We start from the raw sequence: 15,577 nt of genomic DNA, 5'->3' as shown, positions 1-15,577 counted from the left end.
GAATCCATGCACAACGCCCACGACCCCAAGGTTCTTCCCATACGCGACGGCGTCAGCCCCAGCTGCGTGGTGCTGCCCAGCCAGGGCGGCGGGTTGCTGATCGATTTTCTGGCCGAGCGCCTGCCGGCCGTGGCGCGCGAAGACTGGCTGCGGCGCCTGGCGCTGCGCGAGGTGGTGGACGAGCATGGCCGCGCCGCCGATGCAGGCACGGCCTTTGCGCCGGGCCTGCGCTACTACTACTACCGCGAGCTGCAGGCCGAGCCGCCCATTCCCTTCGAGGCCGAGGTCCTCCACCGCGACGCGCATCTGCTGGTGGCCGACAAGCCGCATTTCCTGCCCGTGGTGCCGGCCGGCAAGTACCTGCAGCAGACGCTGCTGGTGCGGCTCAAGCGCGAGTTCGACCTGCCCGAGCTGTCGCCCATCCACCGCATCGACCGCGACACGGCGGGGCTGGTGGTGTTTTCGGTGCAGCGCGCCACACGCGGCATCTACCAGGCGCTGTTCCGCGACCGCGCCATCCACAAGACCTACGAGGCCGTGGCCCCCTGGCGCGAGGACGTGGTTTTCCCGCGCACGCATGAAAGCCGCATGGAGGAAAGCGGCCATTTCTTTCGCATGCACGAGGTGGCCGGCGCGCCCAACACCCGCACCCGCATGCAGGTGCTGGAGCAGCACGGCCGCTGGGCGCGCTACCGGCTGGAGCCCGAAAGCGGCAAGCGCCACCAGCTGCGCGTGCACATGGCCGCCCTGGGCCTGCCGCTGTGGGGCGACGGCTTCTATCCCGAAGTGCATGACATGCCCGAGGGCGACTACTCGCGCCCGCTGCAGCTGCTGGCGCGCAGCCTGGCCTTCACCGATCCTCTGGACGGCCAGTCGCGGCGCTTTGACAGCCGCCGCCAGCTGCTGCCGCTGACCGACCTGTAGAGGCTTTTCCACTGCCGGAAACCGTTGGTTTTTGCCCATGGCCCCGCCATGGGATAGGCCGGTTGCGGACATTTAACGGACAACTTTGTCCGATAATTGTCCGCATGACTTCCAAAAGACCCAGTGCCGATATCCGCCGCGCCCAGTTGCTGGACGCGGCCGATGCCGTGTTTTCCGAGCACGGCGTGACCGCGCCGCTGGACCTGGTGGTCGAGCGCGCCGAGGTCGGCCGCGCCACGCTGTACCGGCAGTTTCCTGACCGGCGCGCGCTGATGCTGGCGCTGCTGGAGCGTTCGCTGGACAACATGCGCCTCGCGGCCGAGGCCATGGCCGAGGACGACGATGCCTTCTACAAGCTGCTGTCGCGCCTGGCCGAGCGCATTGCGGTCTCGGCCCCCATCACCGATTACTGGCGCACCGTGGAGCGCGGCGACGAGGTCATCGCCCAGGCCCGCGTTGCCATGTGGCAGATCTTTCGGCCGGCCATGGACCGGGCCGTGGCCTGCGGCCATTGCCGCCAGCCGCTGACGCAGGCCGAGCTGTCCCTGGTCTTCGGCATGCTGGGCGCCTCGCTGCGCGGCGAGACGCCGCAGCAGCGGCGCACCCTGGCGCGCAAGGCGCTGCAGATCGTCTGGCAAGGCCTGAAGGCCTGACATGGCCACCACACCCACTCCACCGGGGCCCGTGCTGCCCCCGTCGCCCCCCGTCGTCTACCTCAAGCCCCCGCCGGACTGGGAAGAGCATGAAAAGCCCAGCCTGCCGGGCTCGCCGTCCATGCCGCTGCACCAGCCGGCCGTGCGCGCCGCCTATGGCCTGATCGCCGTGCTGGTGGCGCTGACGGGCGGCCTGGGCAATGCACTGTTCACGGCCAACCTGCCCACCATCCAGGGCCAGATGGGACTGACGTCTTCCGAGGCCGCCTGGCTGACCGGCGCCTACGTCATGCTCAACATGACGGCCAACCTGCTGGTCTACAAATTCCGCCAGCAGTTCGGCATGCGGCTGTTCGCCGAGATCGGCCTGGGCCTGTATGCGCTGCTGACGCTGCTGCACCTGGTGCTGGGCAGCTACACCAGCCTGCTCATGCTGCGCGCGGCCAGCGGCCTGGCGGGCGCCACCTGCAGCACGCTGGGCACGCTCTACATGCTGCAGGCTGCGCCGCGCAAGCATGTGCTCAAGATGCTGGTGATCGGCGTGGGGCTGGGGCAGATCGCCACGCCGCTGGCCTGGATCCTGTCGCCGGGCCTGCTGTTCAACAGCGAGTGGCACAACCTCTACCTGTTCGAGGCCGGCCTGGCCCTGATCTCGTTCGCGGGCGTGGTGGTGCTCAAGCTGCCGCCGGGCGTGCACATCCGCAGCTTCGAGCGGCTGGACTTCCTGACCTTCTTCCTCATGGTGCCCGGCGTGGGTCTGCTGATCGCCGTGCTGGTGCAGGGCTACAACCACTGGTGGCTGGACACGCCCTGGCTGGCCTGGATGCTGATCGGCTCCATCGTCCTGCTGAGCGTGGCGCTGTACATCGAGCACCACCGCCGCAACCCCATGCTGCAGACGCGCTGGTTCGTGCTGGCGCCCACGGTGCGCTTCGTGATCGGTGCGCTGCTGCTGCGCTTTCTGACCACCGAGCAGACCTATGGCGTGATCGGCATGCAGCGCATGCTGGGCATGACGGTGGACCAGATGCAGCCGCTGTTCATCGTCATCCTGCTGGGCACCATCGCGGGCATTGCCGTGTCGGCGCTGACCTTCGGGCTGGAGAACATGGGCAAGCAGATCGTGGGCTCCATCGTGCTGTTCGCGCTGGCGGCCTGGCTGGACCACAGCCGCACCAGCCTGGCCCGGCCCGAGGACTTCTTCGGCAGCCAGTTCCTCATGGCCGTGGGCGCGGGCCTGTTCATGGGGCCGCTGATGCTGATCGGCGTGGTGCAGGGCCTGAAGTTCGGCGCGCACTACATGCTGACGGCCATCGTCACCATCTCCATGACGCAGGCCATGGGCGCGCTCATGGGCTCGGCCCTGCTGAGCACCTACCAGATGCACCGCGAGCAGGTGTATTCGGCCGCCATCGTGGCCGACGTCGATCCCACCGACCCCATCGTGGCAGACCGCCTGCGTCTGCAGCAGCAAAGCCTGGCCCGCGTCATTGCCGACCCGGCCCTGCGTGCGGCCCAGGGCACGGCCCAGCTGGCGCAGGCCGCACGCCGCGAGGCCAATGTGCGCGCCTACAACGACGTGTTCGCGCTCACGGCCGGCGTGGCCGTGCTCTACCTGCTGTGGATGCTGGCCCTGGCCGGCCGCGCACGCCAGCGCGCCTTCGTGGAGCGCATGCGCGCCGCCGCTGCCGATGCCTCGGCCATGCGCGGCACCGATGCCGCCGCGCCGCAGGACGCGCCGGGCCAGCCACCCACCCAACCCGTCGCCCGCGCCTGAAACCGTTCGCCCAGAGAAAAGACAACAACATGAGTGACTCCGAAAATTCCAATGGCGGCACGGCCGCCTCTGCCTCGCCTGCGCCGGCTCCCGCTGCGGCGCCTTCGCCTTCACCTTCACCTTCGCCATCGCCCAAGCTCATCAAACCCTCGCTGCGCAGCGTGCTGGTGATGCTGGTGGTCGCACTGGCCGGCGTGCTGCTGGTGCTGCGTGCGTGGAACCTGTTCCCCTTCGCGGGCACCGTGGTCAGCACCGACAACGCCTATGTGCGCGGCGCCGTCACCGTGCTCGCGCCCCAGGTCAGCGGCTATGTGACCGAGGTGCTGGTGCAGGACTACGAGAACGTCAAGGCCGGCCAGCCCCTGGTGCGCATCGACGCACGCACCTACGAAGCCGCCCAGGCCCAGGCGCAGGCCCAGCTGGCCAATGCCCGCGCACAGCTGGCCAATGCCGACCAGACCCAGGCCCAGAACCGCGCCACGCTGGGCGCCAGCCGCGCCGGCCTGGCGGCGGCGCAGGCCGAATCCGACCGCGCCGCAGCCGAACTGCAGCGCGTGCAGGCGCTGTCCGAGCGCGGCTCCGTCTCGCTCAACGAGCGCGACAAGGTGCGTGCCACCGCGCGCCTGGCGGCCACCAACGTGGCCAAGGCCCAGGCCGACATCGAGATCAACGCCCAGAAGATCAAGGCGACGACGGTGAACCGCGCCTCGCTCGAAGCCCAGGTCCAGATGGCCGAGGCTCAGCTGCGCCAGGCCCAGATCAACCTGGACAACACCGTGGTGCACGCGCCCGGCGATGGCCAGGTCAGCGAGGTGGGTGTGCGCCAGGGCCAGTACGTCACGGCCGGCTCCCAGCTCATGTACGTGGTGCCGCACACGCTGTGGGTGGTGGCCAACTTCAAGGAGACCCAGACCGCCCAGGTGCGCATAGGCCAGGCAGTGCGCTTCAGCGTCGATGCGCTGGGCGGCGCCCACCTCACGGGCCGCGTGCTGGAGATCGCGCCGGCCACGGGCTCGGAATTCAGCGTGCTCAAGGCCGACAACGCCACGGGCAACTTCACCAAGGTCGTGCAGCGCCTGCCGGTCAAGATTGCAATCGATCCCGACCAGGAGCTGGCCGCGCGGCTGCGCGCGGGCATGTCGGTGGTGGTGCGGCTGGATACGGCGCAGCCTGAGCCCCAACCCGCACAGCAACCCGTACCCCAACCGGAGGCCCGCCCATGACCGCCCGCGCACTGGCCATGGCCATCGCCTGCGCCGCCGCGCTGGCCGGCTGCAGCGTGCCGCCGCTGAACACCGCGCCCGAAGCGGCCCGGCCCGCCATGCCCGCCCAGTGGAGCGGGGCAGGGCAGGAGCCGGCCGCCGCCGTCCAGGCATCGTGGTGGCAGGCCTTTGGCGATCCGCTGCTCACGCGCTGGGTGGAACTGGCCCAGTTCCGCAACAACGATGTGCTGCTGGCCCTGTCGCGCGTGGATGAGGCGCGGGCCAACCTGGATGTGGCAGGCGCTGCGGGCCTGCCCCAGCTCTCGGCCACGGTCGGCGCCTCCACGGGCCGCAGCCTGGGCGCGAGGGGCCTGGCGCACACGCGCTCGGTTCAGCCCGGCCTGCAGGCCAGCTGGGAGCCTGATCTGTGGGGCCGCATCGCCCACCTGGAAAAGGCCGCCGCCCTGCGCCTGCAGGCCAGCGAGGCCGACCGCGACGCCGTGGCCCTGGCCGTGGCCGCCACCACGGCCCAGGCCTATGTGGGCCTGCGCTCGCTGCAGTCGCAGCTGCAAGTGGCCCAGGCCACGGCCCGCTCGCGCGAACAGGCCCTGCGCCTGGCTGACGATCAGGCGCGCGTGGGCTACACCTCGCAGCTGCAGCTCACCCAGGCACAGGCCGAGCTGCAATCCGTGCAGCAGGCCGTGGAGCAGCTGGAACTGTCGCTGGCGCGCCAGCGCACGGCGCTCCTGCTGCTGGCCGGCGGCGAGGGTGACGAGCAGGCAGCCGCGCTCATGGCAACAAGCGACGGCCAGTCCGCTGCGCTGGGCGCACCGCCGCCTGCGCCGGCCGCCGGCCTGCCTTCGGCCTTGCTGCAGCGCCGCCCCGACATTGCACGGGCCCAACTGCAGCTGGCGGCCGCCGACGAAAGCCTGGCCGTGCAGCGCACCGCCTTCCTGCCCCAGGTCTCGCTGACGGCCAGCGCCGGCAGCCTGCTGGTCAATGCCCTGCAATACCACCCGGCAACGGTCTGGGCCCTGGGCGGCAGCGTGCTGGCACCTCTGTTCACGGGCGGACGGCTGCAGGGCCAGTTCGACGCCGTGACCGCCCAGCGCGACCAGGCCGCCTATGCCTACCGGGGCGTGGTGATCAAGGCCCTGGCCGATGTGGAAAACGCCCTGGTCGGCACCCAGCGCCTGCAGTCGCAGTGGCAGCACGCCAGCGAGCGCGAGGCGGTGCTGCAGCGTTCCCTGGGCTTTGCCAAGGACCGCTACGAGGCCGGCTACGCCAGCTACCTGGAAGAGCTGGACGCCCAGCGCAATCTGTTCCAGGCCCAGCAGGAAGTCATACGCCTGCGCCAGAGCCAGCTGGAAAACGCCATTGCGCTGTACCAGGCGCTGGGCGGCGGCTGGCAGGCCGCCACCACACCAGGCGCTACACCCGTTACTTCACCCGTCGCCAGCTCCGCCCGCTGATCAGACCTTCTCGATGCGCGCAGGCAGGCCCTGGCGCACCGTGGCGCCGGACACCCAGTCCACCCACACGTTTTTGCAGCCGGGCCGCGTGGGATCGGCAAAGCCCAGGTCATTGAGGTTCACGCCATTGGCATGCTCGGCGTTCACCGGCATGGGCTTGCCGTCGATGCTGTGGCGGCCCGCGCCCAGCTCGCGGTGGCCGTAGCCGTGCTCGATGGCCACGGTGCCCGGCATCACGCCGTCGCGCACCATGGCCACGGCCGTCACCGCGCCGCCCGGCGTGCGGATGCGCACCGTGTCGCCGTTGGCGATGCCCAGCCGCTCGGCGTCATCGCGGTGCAGGGACACCGGGTTGTGCGGATGCACCTGGCGCAGCCGCGAGACGGCAATCGACATGGAACTCATCAGGTTGGACTTGTACGAGGTCAGCAGCAGCGGCCATTGCTGCTCGCCGAAATGCGTGCGCATGGCGCTGCCGTCGGCCAGCCGCGCCGGATACCAGGTGGGGCAGCCGCTGTAGCGCTCGCCCGTCATGGCGTGGCGCATGCGGGCCAGCTCCTCGCTCCACACCTGCAGGGCAGGCGCGTGGGCCTTGCGGGTGTGGCCGTCCTTCCAGGCGTCCTCGATGCGGTCGAAGCGCCCGCCGCGCGTCAGCAGCATGGCCACCTGGCGCCATTCATCGTCCTTCAGGCGCTGGCGCAGCGCGGGCACCAGCCTGTCCACGCCGGTGATGGCGATGTCGTCATCGCTGGCCGCCGGCACGGGCTTGCCGCCTGCCCAGGCCACGTTGGCCAGGGCGTGGATGAAGAAGTCCTCGGCCGAGCGCAGCGCATGGGGCTGGCCCTGGGCGTCCTTGATGGCGGCCTCGCCAAAGCCGGGCAGGCCCAGCCGTTCTGCCACGGCAAAGAGGAAGCTCTCCACGTTCACGGGCTGGCCGCCGGCCGTGCGCGCCACGGCGGGCTGCACCACGGGCCAGCGCACGGTGGAGCTTTTGGCCACCACGTCGGCCCAGGGCGCCGAGATGCCCCAGCTCTCGTAGGTCACGGTATCGGGCACGATGAAATCGGCCAGCGCGCTGGTCTCGTTGATGAAGGGATCGATGGAGACGATCAGCGGCAGCTTCTTCGGGTCCTTGAGATCGTCCACCAGCGCATTGCGAAAGCCCGCAATGCCGTAGACGGGGTTGCTCATGTGGTTGATCCAGGCCTTGGCGCGGTAGGGGTAGCCGGCCAGCGCGCTGGACAGCATCTCGCTGGACAGGCCGCCCACGGCCGGGTACCACGGGGCCTGGGCGGCGGGGTAGTCCTTCGCGCCCTCGGGCTGGCCCTCGCGCTTGCGCTGGAATTCCGCGCTTTTCTCGTAGGGCTGGCGGTGGCGTGACAGCGCCAGGCCGCGCGGCTTGACCTTGCCGTCGAAGTTGGCGAAGTCGTAGCGCGGGCCCGGGCCGAAGGGGCCGAACGGGCCGGCATCCAGCACCAGGCCGCCTTGCACGTTGAGGTTGCCCACCAGGGTGTTGAGCATGCTGATGGCGTAGGCGGTGTAGAAGCCCGCGCCGCTCATGGTGCCGCCGTGCGCATCGGCCACGGCGCGCTTGCCATGGCTGGTGAACTCGCGCGCCAGCGCCTCGATCTCGCCGCGCGCCACGCCGCACAGCGCCGCGTACTCGTCCAGTGTCTTGAGGCTGGCCTGCTCATGCAGCTTGGCCAGCGAGGAGCAGACCGACAGCTCGGGGGCCTGGTCCGCGCCTTCGGCCTTCATGCCGGGCACGGCCACGCGGGTGCGCACCATCAGCTGTGCAGGCTCGGCCTGGGTGTGCGGCGCCAGGCTGCCATCGGCACGCTGCACCACGAACACATCCTGGGCCGGCTTGCCGTCTTCGGCTGGCGCGGGCAGGGCCCAGCCCAGGTCGGCGCCACGCAGAAAGCTGCCATGGCGCGGGTGGCCGGGCTCGTTGACCAGCAGGTGCGTGGCATTGCTCCAGGACGCCTCGCCCGCCGCCTGCATGGCGGCCGGGCCGGGCTGGGCGAGAAAGCCCGTGTCATGGCGCGCCTCGTCCAGGATGACACGGATCAGCGCCATGGCCAGGGCCAGGTCGCTGGCCGGCTTGACGGCCAGCCAGCGGTTGCCGCTGCCCGCAGCCAGGCTGGACGAGGTCGGCAGCACGGGCGAGACCACCACGTAGCGGAAACGGTTGTCCTCGCGCGAGCGGGCCTCGGCCAGCTCGCGGCCCTGGCGCTGGAAGGGGTTGCCGGACTGCGCGGGCGCCGCGCCGATGAACAGGCCGAAGCTGGCATGGCTCCAGTCCGGCTTGCCGTGCGGCATGCCGGGCAGGTCGCCCAGGGCCGCTGCCGCACCCACGCGAAAGCTCTGGCCGCAGTAGGCGCCGTGGTTGCTGACGTTCACGGTGCCGAAGGACGGCCCCGCAAAGCGGCGCAGCAGCTGGGCGCGGCCTTCGTTGGAGGCGTCGGTCACCAGCAACTGGTTGGAGCGCGGGCCGAACTCGGGGTTGTCGGCGTCCAGCGGCGTCCTGGTGTCCCAGATGGCGCGCAGGCCATCGACCTGGCCTTCGCCGAACAGATCGCCGCCCTCGCAGACTTCCTGCACCAGCTGCTCGAAGGAAATGCTCTGCCAGCGGCCGCTACCGCGCGGGCCCACGCGCTTGAGCGGGGTGAGCACGCGGTGCGGCGCACTCTGGTGCTCCAGCATGGACGAGCCGCGCGCGCAGGACGTGGCGCGGCCCTCCAGGCCCAGCTCCTTGCCCAGCTTGGCGTAGACCTCGCGCACGGGTTCTTCCATGGCGGCCGGGCGCGTGGTGGCCAGTGGGTGGTAGGGGTTGCCTGCCACGCGCAGGATGCGGTTGCTGGCGGTATCGACACGCACGCGCACGCCGCACTGCGTCCAGCAGCCCAGGCAGCTGGACGGGCTGACCACCTGGCCGGGCTGGGTGGCGAGCGCGCCCGTGGCCGGGTCGATGCGGAACTCCGGCGTCAGCGAATTGCCGCGCGTGGCGCTGGCCGTGGGCGTGCCCGAGGTGCCTGCGACCAGGCCCTTGGCACCGCGCGCCAGTGTTTCACCGTAGCCGGCCGCAAAGGCGGCCAGCCCACCGGCGGTGAGTCCGCCGCGCAGCAGCAGGCGGCGGCGTGTGGCCTCGGCATCCAGGGAATCTTCGGGAGCTTGGGGGAGTTTCTTCTTGTCGGTCATGAAAGGCTTTCTGTGGCGCGGCCGGCCGGTGGCGGGCCGCGCTCCGTGAATGGGTAAGGGGTCGTCAGGGCGGCGGTGTCAGAGGGCGCGGGCCGTGGCCGAGCGCGCGGGAAACAGCTCCAGCGCCCAGGTGGCGAGCGTCACCAGTGCAATGCACAGGCCGGCCACGCCCAGCATGCCCAGCAGGCCGTCGCCGCCCAGCGGCATGTGGTAGATGTACAGGCCCGCGCCGTACTTGGGCACGCCTTGCACGCCCATGAACAGCGCCCAGCGGAAGGCCCAGGCCGCGGTGGCCAGGCCCAGCCCCAGGGCCAGCGTGTAGCGCGGGCAGGCCATGCGCTGCCCGCCCCGCACCAGGGCCCACAGCAAGGCGGCACCGGCCACGGCCGAGCCCAGCATGCTCAGGCGCCAGACCGGAAACTGCTGCCACAGCTGCAGCGCCGCCTGGAAGGAGCGGCCCTGGCCCAGCCAGCCGGCAACGGCCCAGACCGCCACCATGGCCAGCAGGCACAGCGCCAGCGCCAGGCCCAGCACGCGCAGGGCCTGCAGGGCGCCGGCATCGGGGCGGTGGCGGGCGGGCAGAAAGCGCGCCGTCACCAGCATGCAGCCCACCGTGGCCAGCCAGCCCGTGAGCGCCAGGTTCAGCGGCACCCACAGCGTGTTCCACAGCGGGCGCGAGCGCACGGCCATCAGCTCGGCGCCGGTATAGGCGGTGATGGTCAGCGCCGACACGGCCAGCAGCGGCGCCAGCCAGCGCAGCCACTGCGGCCGGCCCAGCCACCAGGCCAGCACGAAGGCCAGCGCCAGTCCCACGAAGACGGGCAGCAGCAGGGCGCCCACCGACATCCACGACCACGGCGTGAAGTGCGCATAGAAATGCCAGAAGCGCGCAGGCTGGTGCAGGTCGGCCAGCAGCGACACGGGTGCGGCGATGGCGCTGACGGCCAGCACCAGCACGGCGGCCGGCAGCAGGCGCGCCATGGCGCTGCCGCGCGGCGCCCAGGCGCAGGCGGCGGCCAGCAGGGCGGCGCCCGTGGCAATGCCGGCCAGGAAGAAGTACTGCACGGCCCAGGGCAGCCAGGCCGATTCGTAGGCGGGGGTCAGGAGTTCGACGATGTGCATGGGGTGCTCCTTGCGTTCAGTGGGAAGTGACCAGCCGCACGCTGGCCTGCCCGTCCACGCCGTCGACGAAGGCGTCGGGCAATCCCAGGTAGTACACATGCGGGTCCGTGCCCATGGCGGGCTTGAGCACCTTGAGGTCCTTGGCGTGCTCGCGCATGCGCTGGCGGATCTCGCTGCCCTCGTCGTTGAGGTCGCCGATCACGCGGGCGCCGCCCACGCAGCTTTCCACGCAGGCCGGCAGCAGGCCGGCTTCCAGGCGGTGCTCGCAGAAGGTGCACTTGTCGGCGGTCTGCGTCTCGTGGTTGATGAAGCGTGCGTCATAGGGGCAGGCCTGCACGCAGTAGCCGCAGCCCACGCAGCGCTCGTTGTCCACCAGCACGATGCCGTCGCTGCGCTGGAAGGTGGCCTGCACCGGGCAGACCGGCACGCAGGGCGGGTTGTCGCAGTGGTTGCACAGGCGCGGCAGGTTGAGCATGGCCGGCGGCAGGTCCTCGTTGCCCGCGTGCTGCACCTCGTACTGCAGCACCGTGGTGCGGAACTGGCCCAGCGGCGGCAGGTTCTCCATGGAGCAGCTCACCGTGCAGGCCTGGCAGCCTATGCAGCGGCGCAGGTCCACCAGCATGCCGTAGCGCCTGCCGGCCTCGCCGGGGCGGCGCGGTGGTTGAAAACCTGGGGTGCCGGGCGTGGCCGCCGCCACGGGCAGGGCCACGGCCGCCATGGCAGCGGCCAGCAGGTCCTGCAGGAAGCCGCGCTTTCCTGCGGCGGGCTGTGCATGGGCGGCGGTGCGGGCGGGGATGTCCTGGGAGGAGGGCTTGCAGCTGCAGTCGTTGCAGCCGCTGCCGGCGCGGGATGTTTTTGGCATGGCCTGTCTTTCATCGTCCTGCGGCCACGGAGGGTGGTCGCTCAAACTCAATAAAGCATTAAAAATATGCTTTTTATATTGAATTTAATATATGAAATTCAGGGCCTTGGTGGCTTGATGTGAGTCAAGCAATGGGCTTTCCAAGTGGCTGCCGACTGCCTGCCATGGACAGGCGCCCAAGGCAGTCCATAGCGTGTGGCGCAGGGATTAAGACGGGGTTAACAGGGTGACTGCATTCCTCGGGAATGCGGGGCGCGTATCGGAAATCACCCTCTTGTTTCCGCGCGCGGCCCCGGTCTACGCTGCTTGTGTCGCCACTGCCAAGGAGTTCTCCATGAACCATGCCCTGAACAGCCTTGCTTCGGAACTGGACCTTGCCGCCGAAGCCGGCGAGCACCTGAGGCTGCAATTCACACAGGCCTGCGTGGACCGCATCGCGCACCTGCTGGAAGACCCGGACGTCATCCGCTGCGCACAAGGCCTTCGCCGCTACCTGGACGGCCAGATCGACAGGCAGGAGCTGGACCGCCTGGCCCGCGAGGCGGCCAGCCTGGCCAACCACCACCAGGGATCACGCTCCCTCGACGGCTGCGGCCATGCCGCCGTGTCCGCCACCTATGCCACGGCGCATGGGCTGGCGGGCCGGGCGCTGCAGGCGGCCGACTATGCGGCCTACGCCATGGTCTATGGCGAGGGCGGCCACGGCGCTGTCACGGACCGCGAATCGTTCGAGCCCGAGTACCAATGGCAGGCGCGCTGCCTGGCCTCGCTGGCGCAGGCCGCTCAGCAGCGCACGTAGCACCAGGCCGACTGCTGCAGCAGGGCCAGTGACTCGATGCCGCCCTGCGGCAGCACGCGCATGCCGGCAGGCGCCTCGCGGCCGAGCTTCCTGAGCGTGTTCGGGCAGACCAGCGCATGGGCCAGGGCGGCCGCATCCAGATGCTGCGGCGTGCCCGGCGCGGCGTCCAGCAGCGCCTCGACGGCCGGGCCGTTGATGACGATGCGGACCTCGGCACCGGGCCGGTCCTGGCGCAGGTTGGCCAGATTGCTGCGCGCACGGGCCAGGGCGCCGGGCGTGGGCGCATGCAGCACGATGCGCAGCGGCGGCGCATCCGGCCGGGCGGGGAACAGGTCGCTCCAGTCGCTGGAGGATGTGGAAGCGGCGGGAGAACGGCTTGTGCTCATGGTCGTCCTCGTCATTTCCTGCCACGCGGCCCCATGACCTCTTCCAGCAGGCCCGGCGGCAGGCCGGTGCGCACCTGCACCAGCCCCTTGTCATCCTTCCAGACCAGGGCCGGCGTGGCACGCAGGCCCCAGGTGGACATCAGCGAGGCATGGTTGGCCAGCACCTGCCGCGTGGCCTGCGGCACCGGGGCCAGCGGCGTGGCGCCCGCGCCCTCTGCGCTGGCGCGGCCGGCCTTGGCATAGGCGCGTGCGTGCTCGGCCAGGGCCTGCTCGGGCTGGCGCGCGGTCAGCAAGGCGGCGGCCTTGCCCTCGCTGCTGGGCTTGAGGATGCCCACCAGAATGTGGCGCAACTGCACCTGGCCGCTCTCCACCCAGGGCCGGGCATCGTTCCACAGCTGGTTGCAATAGGGGCAGTTGGGGTCGGTGAACACATAGACCGTACGCGGCGCGTCGGCGCGGCCATCCGGTATGGACTGGGCGCGCTGCACATCGCTCCACAGCTGCTCGCCCATGGGCTTTTGCACGGCGGCCTGCAGGGCCTGGGCGTTCACGTCGCGGCCCTGGGCGTCGATCACCGTGCCCAGCACCCAGTGCTTGCCGTCAGGCATGCGGTAGATGGGCACGGGCTGGCGGTCGCGGTAGGCGGCCCAGGCCTTGAGTCCGCCCACGGCCGGCAGCGGTCCCACCAGGGTCAGTCCCTGCTGGGCCAGAAACTCCTCCGATGGCAGCTCGGACGCCGCGGCCGGCAGGGCCAAGGCTGTCGACAGGGCCAGGGCTCCTGCCAGTGCAGGCAGGGGAAACAAGGGGGAAGCGCTCATGAACATTCCTTCAGATGCTGGGCCAGGCTGGCGCGCGACAGCTCGCCCATGCGCATGCCGCACAGCCGGCCGTCGGCGCCATAGAAATAGGTGGAAGGCAGGCCCCGCTGGCGCCAGTGCCCACCGGCCTGCTGCTGCGGGTCGAACAGCACCTGGGCCAGCGGCAGCGGGGCTGCTGCCTGCTCGCGCCGCAGGTAGCCCATCACGGCCTCGGCTGACTCGCCCTGGTTGATCCAGATGAAGCGCACATCGGGCCGCTGCTGCTGGGCCTGGGCCAGCACCGGCATCTCGCGCCGGCAGGGCGGGCACCAGGTGGCCCAGAGGTTGATCACCATGGGCCTGCCATCGGCCTGCTGCAACTGTTGCAGCGAGACCGGCTGCGCCTGCCCGTTGACCAGGGTGAAGGCCGGCAGGGCCGGTGCATCTGCGGAGGGCAGCGCCTGCAGCAGGCTGCCCAGCACCAGCAGGGCCGCCCCCGCGCCCAGCGCCAGCCCTGTGGCGCGGCGCAGCACTGGGGAGCGGCGGCTGCGCCACAGCATGTACAGCAGCGCGGCCAGCAGACCGGCCCAGAGGTTCCATCCCCCGTCGCGGATATCGATGATGCGGCCTGCGAAGGCCGGCATCCCGCTCCAATCCCAGGGGGCCGGCGCGACCTCGGTCCACCACTGCGCGACATAGGCCAGGCGCGCCGCCAGCAGGCCGGCCAGGGTGCTTTGCCACAGCAGCGCATCCACGGCCTGGCCCGTGCGCCTTTCGTTCCTGCGCGCCAGCCACTGCGCCAGCAGCCAGGCCAGCATGGCCACCACCACGCCCATCGGCAGGACCAGCGGCCCCAGCGCCAGGCTGGCAGGCAGGTGCAGCCAGGCGCCCAGCGCCGATAGCGCTGACGGCCCGCCAGGCTCTGCCGCTCCGGCAAGAACAGGCGAAGGCGCCAGCAGCAGGCCGGCAAGCAAGGGCAGGAAGGACGAAAGAAGAGGGGATGACCGGAGATGCATGGGCAAGGAGTTTCAGCCATGCAGGCTGACAGGTCGTGGATGCTGGCAGCGGGGAATTAACGGGGGGTTAACGGCCTCATGGCCATCAGGCTGCGACCGGTCCATTTCGCCCAGCCAATCCCATGGCCGCAGACAGCAGCAAGGCCGCAGCGGCCAAGCCGCCAGACAGCCAGAGCGTGGCGTGCAGCCCCCAGCCATCGACCAGTTGGCCGCCCGCCCATGAGCCCAGGGCAATACCGATGTTGAAGACGCCAACGTACAGCGCCGTGGCAATTTCCACGGCGCGTGGCGCAGCCTGCATCATCCAGGTCATCAGGCCCACCGATACGCCGCCGTAGGCCAGGCCCCAGACCAGCAGCACGGCGCCGCCACCGGTTGGCGATTCGCCCACGGACAGGAACAGCACAGGCGCCAGCAGCAGGCCCAGGGCGATCGCTGCCAGACTCGGCGCCGTGCGGCGCGCCGCGATGATGCCCGCCAGGAAGTTGCCCGCAATGCCCGCGATGCCGTAAGCCAGCAGCAGCGCGCTCATCCATTGCGCATCGAACCCCGACATCGTCAGCAGCAGCGGGCGCACGAAGGTGAAGGACATGAAATGCCCGGCCACCAGCAGCAGCGTCAGTGCCAGCCCGGCCTGCAGCCTGCGGTTGGCCAGCTGAAGGCTGAACTGGCGCAGGCTGGCCGAGCCTGTGGCAGGCAGGGCGGGTAGAACGGCCACGTGCAGCGCCAGCACCAGTGCGCTGAAGCCTGCCATGCCACCAAAGGCCCAGCGCCATCCCGCGAAATCGCCGATCAGCGCGCCCAGCGGCACGCCCAGCACCGAGGCCGCCGCCACGCCGCCAAAGATGATGGAAGTTGCCAGGCCCATCGACGCCTGGGGTACCAGCCGTGCCGCCAGCCCGCCCGCGATTGCCCAGATGCCGCCCATGCAAAAGCCCACCAGGACGCGCGCGGCCAGCAGCCAGATCAGCGACGGCGCCAGCGCCGAGGCCAGGTTGGCCAGCACTAGCAGGGCCAGCAGTCCGCACAGGATGCGGCGCCGGTCCATGCCGCCCGCCGCCATCACCACCAGCGGCGCGAACAGCGCGGCCAGCAGCGCCGGCAGCGAGAGCATCAGGCCTGCCCTGCCCATGGAGGTGCCCAGGCTGCCAGCAATGGATGTGAGCAGGCCGACCGGCAGCATTTCCGTGGTCACCACGGAAAAGGTGGCCAGGCCCACGGCGGACACGGCCAGCCACGGGCGGCGCGCGGCGGGTTCGGCCCGCGTGGAGGAAGACGAATTCATGGTCCAGATCCCTTCAAACAGGTGGGGGGTGTTGCACCGCCGTCGCGGGAGAGAGAAAATACATACGCTGCGTATGAATAG

The 15,577-nt window shown here is 70.5% G+C and carries 13 protein-coding genes; 6 read left to right on the top strand and 7 right to left on the bottom strand.

The window, feature by feature from the left end; genetic code table 11:
- Window positions 1-6 precede the first annotated feature (6 nt).
- The 5 genes from A4F85_RS02390 (at window position 7) to A4F85_RS02370 (ending at window position 6,028) form a co-directional block, all read left to right on the top strand.
- The gene (locus A4F85_RS02390; RefSeq protein ID WP_063325542.1) at window positions 7-924 is read left to right on the top strand and encodes a pseudouridine synthase; all 918 of its coding nucleotides are present in this window, start codon (window positions 7-9) and stop codon (window positions 922-924) included.
- A 104-nt stretch (window positions 925-1,028) separates the two neighbouring features.
- Window positions 1,029-1,577, top strand: a complete 549-nt coding sequence (locus tag A4F85_RS02385) for a TetR/AcrR family transcriptional regulator (RefSeq protein ID WP_013802028.1) — start codon at window positions 1,029-1,031, stop codon at window positions 1,575-1,577.
- Window position 1,578: 1 nt separating this feature from the next.
- Window positions 1,579-3,354, top strand: a complete 1,776-nt coding sequence (locus A4F85_RS02380) for an MFS transporter (RefSeq protein WP_012206052.1) — start codon at window positions 1,579-1,581, stop codon at window positions 3,352-3,354.
- A gap of 29 nt (window positions 3,355-3,383) precedes the next feature.
- Window positions 3,384-4,577, top strand: coding sequence for an HlyD family secretion protein (locus tag A4F85_RS02375; protein WP_063325541.1), 1,194 nt, complete (start codon window positions 3,384-3,386; stop codon window positions 4,575-4,577).
- Entirely contained in the window at window positions 4,574-6,028 is a 1,455-nt protein-coding gene (locus A4F85_RS02370; RefSeq protein ID WP_063325540.1) for an efflux transporter outer membrane subunit, read from the top strand. Before A4F85_RS02375 ends, A4F85_RS02370 begins: the two co-directional genes overlap by 4 nt.
- Here A4F85_RS02370 and A4F85_RS02365 read toward each other — a convergent pair whose 3' ends face one another.
- From A4F85_RS02365 to dsrO, 3 genes are all read right to left on the bottom strand, one after another.
- On the bottom strand, window positions 6,029-9,229 hold the full coding sequence (locus A4F85_RS02365) for a tetrathionate reductase subunit A (protein WP_063325539.1): 3,201 nt from the start codon (window positions 9,227-9,229) through the stop codon (window positions 6,029-6,031).
- 78 nt (window positions 9,230-9,307) lie between these two features.
- Window positions 9,308-10,351, bottom strand: a complete 1,044-nt coding sequence (gene nrfD, locus A4F85_RS02360) for an NrfD/PsrC family molybdoenzyme membrane anchor subunit (RefSeq protein WP_063325538.1) — start codon at window positions 10,349-10,351, stop codon at window positions 9,308-9,310.
- Window positions 10,352-10,367: 16 nt separating this feature from the next.
- Window positions 10,368-11,213, bottom strand: a complete 846-nt coding sequence (dsrO, locus tag A4F85_RS02355) for a sulfate reduction electron transfer complex DsrMKJOP subunit DsrO (protein WP_063325938.1) — start codon at window positions 11,211-11,213, stop codon at window positions 10,368-10,370.
- Between the two features lie 334 nt (window positions 11,214-11,547).
- Here dsrO and A4F85_RS02350 point away from each other — a divergent pair, with 334 nt between their 5' ends.
- Window positions 11,548-12,012 carry a hypothetical protein gene (locus A4F85_RS02350; RefSeq protein WP_012206046.1) on the top strand — a complete coding sequence of 155 codons (465 nt, stop codon included), beginning with the start codon at window positions 11,548-11,550 and terminating at the stop codon, window positions 12,010-12,012.
- Here A4F85_RS02350 and A4F85_RS02345 read toward each other — a convergent pair.
- The 4 genes from A4F85_RS02345 to A4F85_RS02330 all read right to left on the bottom strand — a co-directional run bounded on the left by A4F85_RS02345 (window position 11,997) and on the right by A4F85_RS02330 (window position 15,496).
- Window positions 11,997-12,398, bottom strand: coding sequence for a DsrE family protein (locus tag A4F85_RS02345; RefSeq protein ID WP_063325537.1), 402 nt, complete (start codon window positions 12,396-12,398; stop codon window positions 11,997-11,999). The two genes, A4F85_RS02350 and A4F85_RS02345, sit on opposite strands and share 16 nt — an antisense overlap.
- 11 nt (window positions 12,399-12,409) lie before the next feature.
- Entirely contained in the window at window positions 12,410-13,216 is an 807-nt protein-coding gene (dsbG, locus tag A4F85_RS02340; protein WP_063325937.1) for a thiol:disulfide interchange protein DsbG, read from the bottom strand.
- A complete protein-coding gene (locus tag A4F85_RS02335; protein WP_063325536.1) occupies window positions 13,213-14,211 on the bottom strand; it encodes a TlpA family protein disulfide reductase in 999 nt (332 codons plus the stop codon). The genes dsbG and A4F85_RS02335 overlap by 4 nt, the downstream gene beginning before the upstream one ends.
- An 85-nt stretch (window positions 14,212-14,296) precedes the next feature.
- Window positions 14,297-15,496, bottom strand: coding sequence for an MFS transporter (locus A4F85_RS02330; protein WP_063325535.1), 1,200 nt, complete (start codon window positions 15,494-15,496; stop codon window positions 14,297-14,299).
- Window positions 15,497-15,577 lie beyond the last annotated feature (81 nt).

The organism is Delftia sp. GW456-R20, from assembly GCF_001622915.1.
Taxonomy (GTDB): Bacteria; Pseudomonadota; Gammaproteobacteria; order Burkholderiales; family Burkholderiaceae_C; genus Comamonas; species Comamonas acidovorans.
This window is presented reverse-complemented; position numbering and strand designations above follow the sequence as displayed.

Excerpts from the sequence above, each read along its gene's own strand:
- A4F85_RS02380 (WP_012206052.1), top strand. The coding sequence starts at position 1,579 with ATGGCCACCACACCCACTCCACCGGGGCCCGTGCTGCCCCCGTCGCCC.
- A4F85_RS02345 (WP_063325537.1), bottom strand. The coding sequence starts at position 12,398 with ATGAGCACAAGCCGTTCTCCCGCCGCTTCCACATCCTCCAGCGACTGG.
- A4F85_RS02330 (WP_063325535.1), bottom strand. The coding sequence starts at position 15,496 with ATGAATTCGTCTTCCTCCACGCGGGCCGAACCCGCCGCGCGCCGCCCG.
- A4F85_RS02375 (WP_063325541.1), top strand. The coding sequence starts at position 3,384 with ATGAGTGACTCCGAAAATTCCAATGGCGGCACGGCCGCCTCTGCCTCG.
- A4F85_RS02365 (WP_063325539.1), bottom strand. The coding sequence starts at position 9,229 with ATGACCGACAAGAAGAAACTCCCCCAAGCTCCCGAAGATTCCCTGGAT.
- A4F85_RS02335 (WP_063325536.1), bottom strand. The coding sequence starts at position 14,211 with ATGCATCTCCGGTCATCCCCTCTTCTTTCGTCCTTCCTGCCCTTGCTT.
- nrfD (WP_063325538.1), bottom strand. The coding sequence starts at position 10,351 with ATGCACATCGTCGAACTCCTGACCCCCGCCTACGAATCGGCCTGGCTG.
- A4F85_RS02350 (WP_012206046.1), top strand. The coding sequence starts at position 11,548 with ATGAACCATGCCCTGAACAGCCTTGCTTCGGAACTGGACCTTGCCGCC.
- dsrO (WP_063325938.1), bottom strand. The coding sequence starts at position 11,213 with ATGCCAAAAACATCCCGCGCCGGCAGCGGCTGCAACGACTGCAGCTGC.
- A4F85_RS02390 (WP_063325542.1), top strand. The coding sequence starts at position 7 with ATGCACAACGCCCACGACCCCAAGGTTCTTCCCATACGCGACGGCGTC.
- dsbG (WP_063325937.1), bottom strand. The coding sequence starts at position 13,216 with ATGAGCGCTTCCCCCTTGTTTCCCCTGCCTGCACTGGCAGGAGCCCTG.
- A4F85_RS02370 (WP_063325540.1), top strand. The coding sequence starts at position 4,574 with ATGACCGCCCGCGCACTGGCCATGGCCATCGCCTGCGCCGCCGCGCTG.
- A4F85_RS02385 (WP_013802028.1), top strand. The coding sequence starts at position 1,029 with ATGACTTCCAAAAGACCCAGTGCCGATATCCGCCGCGCCCAGTTGCTG.